11 protein-coding genes are annotated in these 13,459 nt (G+C 46.3%); 8 read left to right on the forward strand and 3 right to left on the reverse strand.

Translation table 11 applies throughout. The annotated features are described in order from the left end of the window. The first annotated feature begins 1 nt into the window (after position 1). A complete protein-coding gene (locus AAHK14_RS10970; RefSeq protein WP_264753555.1) occupies positions 2-922 on the forward strand; it encodes an IS3 family transposase in 921 nt (306 codons plus the stop codon). Between the two features lie 64 nt (positions 923-986). On the opposite strand, the gene AAHK14_RS10975 is transcribed toward AAHK14_RS10970, so the two are convergent. Both AAHK14_RS10975 and AAHK14_RS10980 read right to left on the reverse strand, forming a co-directional pair. After that, positions 987-1,862: a MaoC/PaaZ C-terminal domain-containing protein gene (locus tag AAHK14_RS10975; protein ID WP_065255991.1), complete on the reverse strand. Its 876-nt coding sequence runs from the start codon at positions 1,860-1,862 to the stop codon at positions 987-989. Between the two features lie 122 nt (positions 1,863-1,984). Further along, positions 1,985-3,343, reverse strand: a complete 1,359-nt coding sequence (locus tag AAHK14_RS10980; protein WP_065255990.1) for a 3-oxoacyl-ACP reductase — start codon at positions 3,341-3,343, stop codon at positions 1,985-1,987. Positions 3,344-3,570: 227 nt separating this feature from the next. Here AAHK14_RS10980 and AAHK14_RS10985 point away from each other — a divergent pair, with 227 nt between their 5' ends. The 7 genes from AAHK14_RS10985 to AAHK14_RS11015 all read left to right on the forward strand — a co-directional run bounded on the left by AAHK14_RS10985 (position 3,571) and on the right by AAHK14_RS11015 (position 13,107). Then, positions 3,571-4,854, forward strand: coding sequence for an acetyl-CoA C-acetyltransferase (locus tag AAHK14_RS10985; RefSeq protein WP_065255989.1), 1,284 nt, complete (start codon positions 3,571-3,573; stop codon positions 4,852-4,854). An 814-nt stretch (positions 4,855-5,668) separates the two neighbouring features. Beyond that, positions 5,669-7,231 (forward strand): ABC transporter substrate-binding protein, encoded by a 1,563-nt coding sequence (locus AAHK14_RS10990; protein ID WP_065255988.1) that lies wholly within the window; start codon positions 5,669-5,671, stop codon positions 7,229-7,231. A gap of 120 nt (positions 7,232-7,351) precedes the next feature. Beyond that, positions 7,352-8,515: a hypothetical protein gene (locus AAHK14_RS10995; RefSeq protein WP_065255987.1), complete on the forward strand. Its 1,164-nt coding sequence runs from the start codon at positions 7,352-7,354 to the stop codon at positions 8,513-8,515. A 115-nt stretch (positions 8,516-8,630) separates the two neighbouring features. Next, positions 8,631-9,566 (forward strand): ABC transporter permease, encoded by a 936-nt coding sequence (locus tag AAHK14_RS11000; RefSeq protein ID WP_065255986.1) that lies wholly within the window; start codon positions 8,631-8,633, stop codon positions 9,564-9,566. A gap of 353 nt (positions 9,567-9,919) precedes the next feature. Then, complete coding sequence (locus tag AAHK14_RS11005) at positions 9,920-10,717, forward strand: ABC transporter permease (RefSeq protein ID WP_065255985.1); 798 nt, start codon at positions 9,920-9,922, stop codon at positions 10,715-10,717. A 2-nt stretch (positions 10,718-10,719) separates the two neighbouring features. Beyond that, entirely contained in the window at positions 10,720-12,171 is a 1,452-nt protein-coding gene (locus AAHK14_RS11010) for an ATP-binding cassette domain-containing protein (protein ID WP_194092740.1), read from the forward strand. A gap of 207 nt (positions 12,172-12,378) precedes the next feature. Continuing rightward, entirely contained in the window at positions 12,379-13,107 is a 729-nt protein-coding gene (locus AAHK14_RS11015; protein ID WP_194092739.1) for an NBR1-Ig-like domain-containing protein, read from the forward strand. A gap of 24 nt (positions 13,108-13,131) precedes the next feature. Here AAHK14_RS11015 and AAHK14_RS11020 read toward each other — a convergent pair whose 3' ends face one another. Beyond that, complete coding sequence (locus AAHK14_RS11020) at positions 13,132-13,419, reverse strand: hypothetical protein (protein ID WP_194092738.1); 288 nt, start codon at positions 13,417-13,419, stop codon at positions 13,132-13,134. Positions 13,420-13,459: the final 40 nt, after the last annotated feature.

The raw sequence follows: 13,459 nt of genomic DNA on the forward strand, positions 1-13,459 counted from the left end.
CATCCAAGAATTAAGGCATAAGCACAAACTTGCTGACTTATTGGCAGTGTCAAACTTGCCAAGAAGTGTGTTTTATTACCACATTCGTCAAAGTACAAAGCCTGACAAAGACCTTGACTTAAAAGAACACATTAACCACATCTACCACCAACACAAGGGCAGGTATGGTTATCGTAGAATCACATCAGAGCTTAACAATCAGCTTGCCCAAAAAGGCATGGTCATTAATCATAAACGAGTGCAACGACTGATGGCTAAACTTGGACTCAAAGCATTGGTTCGTCGTCAACGTAAGTTTAATACTTACAAAGGCACAATGGGCAAAGATACCATTCAGGACAATATACTCAAAAGAGACTTTAAAGCAGACAAACCCAATCAAAAGTGGGCAACAGACATCACCGAGTTTAAAGTACAAGACAAGGCAAATGATGGCAGTGTCATTCAAAGAAAACTCTACCTATCGCCCATCATCGACTTGTTTAATGGTGAGATTGTCAGTTATACGATGAAGGACAGACCAACGTATGAGTTGGTCAAAGAGATGTTAAATGATGCCCTATCCAAGCTAAGCCAAGAAAAGATGGATGACAAACCCATCATTCATTCAGACCAAGGCTGGCACTATCAAATGCACCAGTATCAACAAACCCTAAAAGAACAAGGCTTAACCCAAAGCATGTCAAGAAAAGGCAATTGTTTGGATAATGCTGTGATAGAGAGCTTCTTTGGTACGCTAAAACAAGAGATATTTTATGAGACAACCACATTTACATCAACAGATGAACTTAAACAAGTGATTGATGAGTACATACACTACTACAATCATGATAGAATAAAGAGCAAATTAAAAGGACTAAGTCCTGTTAAGTACAGAAACTTAGTCCAATTAGGGTTAATACAACCACTTGCAACAACCTAACCTTTAATCTTATGTCTAAGATTTGGGGGTCGGTTCACCATCTGCCCTGTTCTTTTTTCACCCATCATAAAAACGTAATTTTACCGAGTAAATGCGGTTTTTCCGTGCCTGCCGCATACAGGGCAAAGGCTCGCCCATCGCTCTCTTGGCGTGCCACAAAGTCAATCTTGGACGGCAAGAAAATGGGCGTTTTAAATGACACGTCCACTCGGTAGGCCTTTGGCAAGTCATAAAATTGAGCAATGCTCGCCGCCTTTGACCACATACCATGAGCGATTGCCTTAGGAAAGCCAAACGCCCGAGCCGATAAGGGGTGCAAATGGATTAGGTTAAAATCCCCCGACACGAACGCATACCGCCGTCCGATGTCTTCTGGGATATTAATCAGCTCCGCCCAACCATTGTCATCAGGCTCTAAGCGTGCCACGCTCTCAGGCACAGATTTGACCGTGCGTTCTTCCTTGGGCTTTTTTTGGCGAGACAGATAGGTTGATGTCCCCTGCCATACCAGCTCATCATCGATATGCACTTCGGTGATAAAATCAAAGGTCTGCCCCTTGTCATGGGGGGTTAGGTTATCAAGTCGCACGCTCATCTTGACCGTTTCGGTATCAAAAATCGGACGATACTGCGTAACACTGTTTTCTAAATGCACCAGCCCAAGCATGGCAAAAGGAAAATCAGGCTTTGCCATCATGTTCATCTGCAACGTCTGCGACAGCACCGCAAAATACGTTGGCGGTACACGCCCATCATCAATAAACCCACAGATTCGCCGATAGTCTCGCAAATTGTTCTGGTCAATGGCGAGTTTGTCCACTGCATACACCGAATCAGGCAATGCTCCTGCTCGGTTGTCGCCATGCGGAATCAAACTTTTGATAACGTTGGCGTAAGTGGTGTGCATTTTTGGCAATTCTTTAAAATTTTGTTCTGCCATATCATACCTTTAAATATAGAATAATTTTGGTAAATTTTAATGGATTTTTGGGGGAATGTAAATCAAAAATGTACAAGTGTACGGCTGATATATTTCACATCAAAATTTACCAATGAATAAAATCACGCCCCAAGCACGCTTTGACCGCACACACGCACCACGTTGCCATTAAGCCCTGACGCTTTTGGCGACAGTAGCCACGATATCGTCTCTGCCACGTCCACAGGCTCACCGCCTTGACTCATCGAGTTCATACGGCGACCAGCTTCACGAATGGCAAAGGGAATGGCACCGGTCATCTTGGTCTCGATAAATCCAGGGGCGACCGCATTGATACGGCGTGCCGAACCGTCTAGGCTCTTGGCGGTTGCTTCAACCAGACCGATAACCCCTGCCTTACTCATGGCATAGTTGGTTTGCCCTAGATTGCCGGCAATGCCTGAAATACTAGACACGCAGACGATACGAGCCGACTCGGACAAGCCGTTATTGGCAAGCAGGTAGTTATTAATGGTGCTAATGGCTTTTAGGTTGATGTTTAGCACCAAATCCCATTTGTCAGCACTCATGTTGGCTAGGGTCTTATCACGAGTAACACCAGCGTTATGCACCACGCCGTCCAACACGCCACACGCCTTTAAAATCTGCTCGCCAGCGTCCGTTTGGGTGATGTCCAGTGGTAAGGCATGACCGCCCAAATTGCCAGCAACTTTTTGTAAATCTGCCAAAGACGCAGGCACGTCCAAACAGTACAGCTCCGCTCCGTCTCGTGCTAACACTTTGGCAACCGACTCGCCAATGCCACGACTTGCCCCTGTTACTAGGATTTTTTTGCCTTTTAGGGGTTTGGTTTCGTCAAAATCAACCAATGACAGCTCATCGCCATTATCCTTGATATAGACCGCCTGCCCTGACACATATGCTGATTTTGCTGACATAAAAAAGCGTAAGGCGTGGTCTAGGTGCTTTTCGGCACCGACTTGGGTGTATAGCACATTAGCGGTAATGCCTTTTTTGAACTCTTTGGCGACTGATTTAACAAATCCCAACACCGCCCGTTGTGCTAAGGCAAAATCAATGTCCGTACCTGTACAGCAAGACGGACGAGCAATCAGCACAATCCGACCAGACGGTTTGATACGGCGGGCGATTTTATGGAAAAATTCATACACCGCCTTTAAGCCGTCCGTGTCTTTGATGTTGGTTACATCAAAAATCGCCACTTTAAAACGCACATTCTCGTCCGTTAGGCGGTCATCTAGTTTATCGGCAGTGGTAATCTTGGCGTCCAATGCGGTCAAAATCTCATTCACGCAACGGCTCACATCGCTGTCGCCGACCGCTCCAAATGCCACTTCGCCACGCACCACAGGCTGACCGACTTCAAAACGGTCAAGTTTAATGGGTGTGGGTAAACCTAGATTTTTTGCAACAGTTCTACCCAGACCTGATTGCACCAATTCACCATAACGGTCGCTCATAGGAGTATCCTTTTGTTTGTCAATACGATAAGCCCCATTCTAGCACAAAAATAAATGTTGGCACAAAATTTTCTCTATTATAAAAATAAGTTATAAATTTTAAATAAATAACAAAAAATTAGTTAATAAAGCAAAAAACATTTTCCCTTTTAAGTCAAATGATGATAAGCTAGGATAAGCTAAATCAGCCTTTTACCTTTATCAATTCATTTCATTAAGGATAAGTCATGACCATCAAAAAAGTTGCCATTCTTGGCGGAAACCGCATTCCCTTTGCTCGCTCAAATGGTGCGTACGCAGACGCCAGTAATATTGATATGCTCTCATCGGCATTGGACGGTTTGGTTGCTCGCTTTGATTTGGCGGACAAAGAGATTGGCGAAGTGGTTGCTGGCACGGTCTTAAAGCATAGCCGTGATTTGAACCTAACCCGTGAAGCCCTGCTAAACACCGCCCTATCGCCCACGACCCCTGCCTATGACATCTCGCAGGCGTGTGGCACAGGTCTGCAAGCCACGTTTGCCGTTGCCAACAAAATCGCACTGGGTATCATCGACAGCGGTATCGCAGGCGGGACGGACACGACATCGGACGCACCGATTGCACTCGGGGACGGCATTCGTAAGCCCTTGCTTGCCATCAATAACGCCAAAACCGCCAAAGCTCGCCTAAGTGCCCTAACCCACATCAATCCCAAAGACCTACTGGCATTCCCTGCCAATGGTGAGCCACGCACCCGCCTATCTATGGGCGAACACCAAGCCATCACTGCCCTAGAATGGAACATCAGCCGTGAAGCCCAAGATGAGCTGGCATTTAACAGCCATCAAAATCTGGCTCGTGCGTATGACGCAGGATTTTTTGATGATTTGATGACCCCTTATAAAGGGCTAAACCGTGATAATAACTTGCGTGCAGACACCACACTAGATAAGCTCGCCACGCTAAAACCTGCCTTTGGTAAGCGTAACGCCAACCCAACCATGACCGCAGGTAACTCCACGCCACTGACTGACGGTGCGTCTTGCGTGCTACTTGCTAGTGATGACTGGGCGAGCCAACACGGTTTTGAACCGCTTGCCTACATCACTCACCAACAAACGGCGGCCGTGGACTTTGTGGGTAAAAATGGACTGACCGAAGGACTGCTTATGGCACCTGCCTATGCCGTACCAAAAATGCTCGCTCGTGCTGGTCTGACCTTGCAAGACTTTGATTTTTATGAAATTCATGAAGCCTTCGCCAGTCAGGTACTCTCTACTCTGACTGCTTGGGAAGATGAAAACTTCTGCAAAAACCGCTTGGGATTAGATAAGCCATTAGGTAGCATTGACCGCAGTAAGCTCAATGTCAATGGGTCAAGCCTTGCCGCAGGACACCCCTTTGCTGCCACAGGCGGACGTATCTTGGCAACCGCCGCCAAACTACTCGCCCAAAAAGGTTCAGGGCGTGCCTTAATTTCTATCTGTGCCGCTGGCGGTCAAGGTGTTACTTGTATTTTAGAACGCTAATCACACCAAAAATTACCCTAACGCAAAACCCCAATCTGTCATGGATTGGGGTTTTTGGTTTGATGTGTTAAACGATAAAATGGGGTTTTATACACCCAGCCAACTTAATATTTACCACGGGTTTGTAGGGGTGTGCTGAGCACACCCTTTGATGACATTACTACACAAGGCGCGCTCAGCACGCCCCTACATCCAAACATCATTGCGTTTGTAGTAATTGGCAGTAAGGTGCGTATCACGCACCAATAAGATTTTTCATTAATTTCCAAACACATCAATCAGCCATTTATATAAAATTTTTAATAATTTCAATAACTTATAAATTTTAACATATATTCCTGCTCAAAGGACGAATGTAATTTGCCCCTGCATTCAAAACTTTTTAATAAATCCAATTCCCCCACCATTTCAAATAATTACCAATAATGAATTTTTCAATTTTCTATGGTTAATAATGATGTGTTTAAATTTTCATTTTTTCCATTTTAATAGTTTACTAAAACAAAATGTATTATGTTAAATAAATTTGATATAAAGTGAAACAGGGGTTTAGGTTTTGGAAATTAGAAGAAATTAGAAATTGGTAAAGTGGGGAAATTGGAAAATTTGGAATTTTCCCTTATAAAGTTTTAAGAAAAATAGGATTATGTTAAATAATTTTTTAAACATTTAAACCAGTCCCCACGCATTTACTCTAAAAATTCATTCATTGACAACGCTTGTTGATTTTTTATTTATAAGTGGCTTGTATTTTTGTAAGTTATATAATAACATAGCTTACTTTTTGCCATTTGGCTGACCTTAGGATTTTATCATGACTTTTAAATACACCGCCCTAGCCTGCTCACTTGCCACCGCCCTAGCCTTGACCGCCTGCGGTAATGACGACAAGGCGACTACCGCCACAGACAACGCCACGCCTGCCACGAGCGATAAGACACTCACGGTCGTTACCCCTTGGGAGATTACCAATGCCGACCCCAGCACATCGGGCTTTGTTTATCAGCGTATGGGTATTGGCGAGACGCTCGTGGACGTGGACGACAAGGGGGTGATTATCCCTGCCCTAGCCGAAAAGTGGGAAACCGCCGACAACGGCAAAACATGGGTATTTACGTTGCGTGATGATGTCAAATTCCATGACGGCACGCCCATGACTGCCAAAGAAGTGGTAAACAGCCTAACACTTGCCCTAAATAAGCCCACCGCCCTAGAAAGTGCCAATATCGAGCTTATCAAGGCAGTTGATGATAAAACCGTAGAGTTCACTCTTGCAGAGCCTTTGACCACCCTGCCGTCCTATTTGGCACACGCCACCGCCATTATCCTAGCCCCAGCATCCTTTGATGACAAAGGGCAAGCCACCAAAATCATCGGCACAGGGGCGTATCGGGCGGATAAAGTTGAGCCACCACAAAAGATTGAGCAGTCCGCTTATGCCGACTATTGGGGACAAAAAGCCCACATTAATCGCATTAACTACCTTGCCAATTCTCGCAGTGAGACCCGCACCCTGCTCGTGGAAAGTGGCGATGACCATTTGGTGTACACCCTAGACAGTGCCAGCCTAAAACGCCTACAAAACAACAGCGACCTACAAGTGGCAACCCAAACACTCGCTCGCACCATTGCCATTAAGATGAACATCGCCAATCCACTCTTTGCCGATAAGACCACCCGCCAAGCCCTATCTGATGCCATAGACCGTGAAGCCATTGCCAAATCGGTGCTACGCATTGGCGATGCAGGGGCGTATGAGCTACTACCACCCATGTTTGGCGGTTGGCAGGCAGGCGTGGCAAAATCCGCCCCTGATTATCCTGCCATTAAAGCCAAACTGCTCGCCAATGGCTTTAGTGAAGGGGCAAATGGCGTGCTACAAAAAGACGGTAAGCCCTTTACCATATCGCTCATCACGTTCTCTGACCGCCCAGAGCTACCGCTTATCGCCACCGCCCTACAAGACCAATGGCGTAAAATCGGCGTGGATTTACAAGTTAATATCACCAACTCATCAGAAATTCCCAAAGCTCATCAAGACGGCTCCCTGCAAATGGCTCTGTACGCTCGTAACTACGGCAACACCCCAGACCCACTAGCTTCACTACAATCCGACCTAAGTCCACAGGGCAACGACTGGGGCGTGATGAATTACCAAAACCCCACACTTACCCAAGCCTTACATGACATCGCCACCACGACTGACGATGTCAAGCGAGATGAACTCAAAAAACAAGTCGCCACCATTTTGGCAGATGAGCGTCCACTTATCCCTGTCGTGTACTACCAACAAAGTGCGTCCGCTCACAAGTCGCTACAAGGCTTGACCCTTGACCCCTTTGAGCGTAAATATAACCTAAATCAGCTTAAATGGTAAGCCCATAAAGACCGTGTTATGCGGTCTTTTTTATGTTGTCAATGTTGCAAATTTTGTTTAAAATTTTAAAAACCACACACCCTTATCATTTCGTCATTTTTGTCATCATTGGAGCTTATCATGAGTGAACAGAACGTGAACAAAAAAGGTAAAGCCAAATTCAAGCCCACGCCCAAAGCCAAAACCGCAGGGCGACAACCTGAAAAATGGTTTAATGTCTTTTTGTGGATTGTGGCGATGATTTTTGCCGGCTTTTTGATTGGATTGGGTAGCAAAATCGTGGCGGATTTGCCGATGATTAGCACCGATTTTGTGGAGCTGTCTGACTTTGTCGCCGACCGCCCTGCCTATGACCGCCTAAAAGACGAACTGACCCAAGCCGAACAAAAAGAGCAAGACATCACCCACGAATGGGAACAAAAAAGCCACGAGCTAACCCAAAAACAAACCGAAAACATCAATGCCCGTGAGACCTTTGAAAACTGGCTTGCCACACGCTCTGTTACCGAGCAATCCGACCAAAATCCCGAAGTCATCAAACGCACCAGCGAGCTTGACGAATTAAAAGCCCAAGAGCAAGCCCTGCAAGGCGAGCTGTCCGCCATAGAAAAACGCCAATTAGACAGACGGCAGACGGTGGAGAATATCGAAAACCAAATCATGCTCATGGAAGCGGACGCTATGGACGGCTATAACCGCCACAATAACCGCACCGAATTGCAGGTATTTATTTATCGTTTGATGATTACCTTGCCACTGCTATTATTGGCAGGTTATCTGTTTAAACGCTATCGCCACACCAACGCATGGCCGTTTGTATGGGGCTTTGCGTTTTTTGCCTTATTTGTGTTTTTTGTGGAGCTTGTGCCGTATCTACCCAACTATGGCGGTTATGTTCGCTATGGCGTGGGGATTATCGTAACGGTGGTCATCGGCAAATACGCCATTGGGGCGATGAATGCCTACCTAGAACGCAAACGAGTCGAAGAAGCCCTATCCAGCAACGAACGCCAACAACACATGGATTATGATGAAGCCCACATCAAAATCGGCAAGGGTATTTGCCCAAGCTGTGAACGCTCGCTGGATTTTAACAACACCGATTTGGATTTTTGTCCGCATTGTGGGATACATTTGTTTGAATATTGCCCAAATTGCACCACTCGCAAAAGCACCTTTAATCATTATTGCTTTAAATGCGGTTTGGCAAGTCGTGCGGAACGTTCGGACGAACAGGTTTTTACCCCTGTGATAAATCCAGATACTCCGCCCACCCAAGCATAAACAACAAACCCCATACTGTGCGTGGGGCTGTCTATTTTAAAAATATTATGTTATTACATTTGCTTTTATTATCAATAAAAATTATAATAGCCCAATTTTTCTTATCACTACTACCATGCTAAAACTACTCACATCACGGCTTATCCAACTGCTCTTGGTCGTTTGGTCGGTCGGCACCTTGACCTTTGTTCTGATGCGAAGCCTGCCCGGCGACATGGCATATCGTATCGCTGCATCTCGCTATGGCTACGACCAAGTAACCGCAAGCTCTGCCGACCAAGTACGAGCCGAGCTCGGGCTTGATTTGCCGTGGTATGAGCAGTATATAGCATGGTTTGGCGACCTGCTTCGCTTGGATTTAGGTAATTCGCTCGTCAGTGGGGCAAGCGTGTGGGACGAGATAGCCCACCAGTTTGGACACACGCTGTCGCTGGCTTTGGTTGCTTTGGTCATCTCACTCATCATCGCCCCACCGATAGGCATACTCTCCGCCCTGCGACCTAATGGCGTCTTTGACCGTTTTACCTTATTTATCGCCACCTTGCTCCGCTCTGCCCCTGCCTTTATCATTGGCGTGCTACTCATTACCATTTTTGCGGTGCAATTAAAATGGCTACCTGCTATCGGCTACGGCAAACCGATTAACTACGTCTTACCTGCTCTCACGCTTGCCTTGGGTCTGTCGGCAGTGTCCATTCGGGTCAGTCGTAATGCGGCGTTGTCGGTGTTTAGTGCCACTTATTATGAATTTGCCAAATTAAAAGGGCTAACCCCTTGGCAAGCATTTAGACGGCATGGCGTGCGTAACCTTGCCATTCCCATTGTTGCTTATCATGGTGTACAGCTTATTTATCTCATCGAAGGCGTGGTTATCGTGGAGAGCCTGTTTGCATGGCCGGGTATCGGTCATGCCCTAGTCCATGCTATCATCGCCAGAGACATACCAATGATACAAGGCTCGGCGTTGGTCATGGGGGCGTTGTTTGTCGTGCTAAATACAGTGCTTGACATCATCAATCGGCTCATAGACCCACGTTTTGGGGTGCAATAGCATGGGCTTTTTAGCTTTTAATTTTTAATTTTTAATTTTTAATAAATTGATAAATTGATAAATCAGCTTTTGTTTTTTATGGCAAATTAACGCCAATTTACACCAATGCCACATTTTTTAATAAGACATTTTTAGGGTGGCGTACCACACACCTTTTGAAGGAAAAATCTTATTGTTGCGTGATACGCACCTTACTGCCAACGGTGTATTTTGAAGTTAAACGATTATAAATTTTAAAAACAACGTGGCATTATCATGACAAACACGCCAACTTATCAAGGTTTTATCAAGTTACAAAAAACACCGCCAACCCACGATTTATCAGATGATAATTTTACTGGTTAATGATTTATATGAACATACTAAAAAAACTCACGCCTGCTCAGCTTATCGGACTTGTCATCTTAGTGGTACTACTTGGCTTTGCCTATGGCAGTCCGCTCGTACGTCCCTATGACATGGCACTGCAAAACCTAGATGTTATCCTATCTGCCCCCAGTGGCGAACATCCCTTTGGCACCGACCATTTGGGGCGTGATATGATGGCACGGTTGGCGTCCGCCATTCGCCTGTCTTTCTCGCTCATTATCGGCTCGGTGGGGGTGTCGCTCATCTTTGGGCTACTGTTTGGCTTGCTGGCGGGGATTTTTGGGGGGATTTTGGATAAGTTTTTTAACTTTATCTGTGATTGTATCATGGCATTGCCTGGTTTATTGTTTATCCTGCTGTTTGCATCTATCGCCCCTAACAGTTTTTGGTCGCTGTATCTGGGCGTGTCGCTGGTCATGTGGGTGGAGTTTTTTAAGATGACCCGTGCGATGAGCCTAAACCTACGCAAATCAAGCGAAGTACAAGCCAGTACACTCATGGACATGGGGCTGTGGTACATCATCAAACGCCACTATCTGCCACGGCTCGCCCCTGTCATGTGGACGCTCTCGGCATTTGGGGCGGGTAATGCGGTGCTAGCCCTTGCCACGCTCGGCTTTGTCAATGTCGGTCTTAAACCACCGACCGCCGAGCTGGGTCTGATGATGACCGAACTATTTCCTTATTATTATGAAGCTCCTTTGGTGTTCTTTTTGCCGATTATCACCGTGTTTTTACTCGTGCTTTCTTTTCAATTATTATCAGGCAAACAGGACGGCTAATCATGCAAAACACCCAAACATCACCAGATATTTTAATCCAAATCAACAACTTATCCGTCCACACCACAGACGGTGCTACCTTGGTTGAGCCCATTAGCCTTGGCATACAAAAGGGACAAAATTTGACCATCTTAGGCGAGACAGGCTCGGGCAAAAGCCTACTTGCCCAAGCGATTATAGGGGCATTGCCTAAGGGCTTGACGGTCAAAGGGCAAATTCTCATCAACGGCAAAACACTCCATGACGAACAAGGCGAACTTGATGAACATCAATTTGCCAAGCTGTGGGGACGTGATTTGACCATGCTCCCCCAAGAGCCGGTGCGTTCGCTTGACCCCACCATGACGGTGTTTCGCCAGATTTGGGAGAGCCTACATTTTGTCAAACGAGCCGATAACACCACCGCCAAAGACACCACCTTACGCACCTTAGAGCAACTCTCGCTAGCCCATGCCAAAGACTACTATCCGCATGAGCTGTCAGGGGGTATGGCACAACGTGCGTCCTTTGCGTCTGCCACCGTGAGCGGGGCGTATATGGTCATCGCCGATGAACCCACCAAAGGGCTTGACCACACCAATAAAATCGCTGTCGTGGACATGCTCGCCCAAGTCGCCAAACAAGGCGGTTGCCTTTTGACTATCACGCATGACATCGAAGTGGCTAACCGCCTAAGTGGCGATAATGACCTGCTTATGGTCATGAAAAAAGGCAAACTCTTGGAGCAAGGGCAAGCCACCGACGTCCTACAAAATCCCAAATCCGACTACGCCAAAGAGCTGATGAGTGCCAACCCTGCCACATGGACAAAGGCGGACATCGCTCCCACTGAAACGCCCCTTTTGACCCTAAAAGACGTGGCTATCAGTCGTGGCAACAAAGAGCTGTTTAGTGGGCTAAACATCACGCTCCACGCAGGGCAAGCGGTGGGACTCATCGGCGATAGTGGCATTGGCAAAAGCTCGCTGGGGGACGCCATTTGCGGTCTTATCACCCCATCCAAAGGGGTGATGACATGGCACACCAAGCCCAAACGCCACCAAGTGCTAAAACTCTACCAAGACCCACCGTCCGCTTTTGCTCAAAACATCAAACTTGGCACGCTCATCGATGACGTGGTCAAACGCCACAACCTTGATAAAAGCCAAATCGCCCCGCTCATGACCGCCTTACAGCTCCACCCCGACCTACTACACCGCACGAGCGAAAGTGTCTCTGGGGGCGAGCTTCAACGCATTGCTATCATGCGAGCCTTGATGATGAAGCCTGTACTACTGTTTGCCGATGAAGTTACCAACCGCCTAGACCCCATTACCCAAAAAACCACACTAGACCTACTCACGCACGCCTGTCGCACCCAAAACTGTACGCTGGTTATGGTGAGCCACGACCACGATTTGACACGGTATTATTGTGATACGGTGGTGGATTTGACGGATTATAAAAGGGGTTGATGAATAAATGGGCGTGCGATAGACGATGATGTTAAATTATTTATTTTTCAAAATAGACAAGGAGAAATGATTTAAAAACAACATCGTTCAAAATTCTGACGATTTTTAAAAATAACGTGTATTTTTGTTGCTTTTTGTGTCATATTTATTATAGGATAAAAAGTTATGTTACAGATGTTTTAATCATTCTTTTATTTGGTATCTTATATGACCCAGCATAAGCAACCCTGCCCTAAACTCATGTCCAACTTGGGCGTTTATGTTCGTCAGTACTGCTCACAGCACGACGTTAGCATGGAACGACTGGCCAGTAACGCTGGGCTTGCCAAAGCCACACTCTATGCCTTATTAGACCCTACCAAAGATGCCCGCATGAGTCAAATCATCAGTCTGGCACGGGCGATGGGCGTACACCCACAGATATTATTGCAGATGAAATGGGCGGATTTTGATGTTGGCACGATTAATGCCATCATTCCAAAACAGCACTTTACCAACAGCACTCATGCAGGCAAATTAGATGCCAGTGCTTTTGTTACCGAAGCACCGCCTGATGGTCTGCTCATCGCTCCCAACACCCGATTTGTCAAAAGCTGGACGATTCAAAATGTGGGACGCACCGTGTGGCAAAATCGTTTTTTGACCTGTCAAAACCCCAAAACAGACATTATCTATCCCAACAATCAAACATCTGCCGACTATCATTTCACACCCCTAACCAATCAAATCGCCATCCCCACAACACACCCTGGCGAATGTATCACACTCTCAGTTGAATTCATCACGCCCAGCACATCAGGGCAATACATCTCTTATTGGAAGATGACCGATGAGCATGGCAATTATTGTTTTGGCGATGGCATCGGCTTATCCACGCTAATCTTGGTGCAGACTTTGGGGTATCACAACTCATTACTCATCAGAGCTAAAAGCTGATAAAGCTGATAAATGCGATAAATATCACAACGCCCCATACTGTGACCACCGCTCGCCTGTATCATGGCGTGCTTTGTGGGCGTGTAGCTCGTAACACGCCCAGATATGTACGCCAAACAGCACCGCTATCGCCATCCATGCAACGCCTTGCCCTTTGATGATGTTTTTGCTTTGCAGATATGTTAGCACGCCTGCGATGATGGCGGTAAGTGCCAGATAGCCCACACCCCAATCAAATATCCACAGATACACCCCAAGCATGATGAGTGCCGCCCAGCTAATGCCTTGCAGAAAACGTAAAAATTTTGTCATGTTTTTGGTTTATTTAAATTATCGGCTTGTTTTAAATTAC

The organism is Moraxella sp. K1664 (assembly GCF_039693965.1).
Taxonomy (GTDB): Bacteria; Pseudomonadota; Gammaproteobacteria; order Pseudomonadales; family Moraxellaceae; genus Moraxella.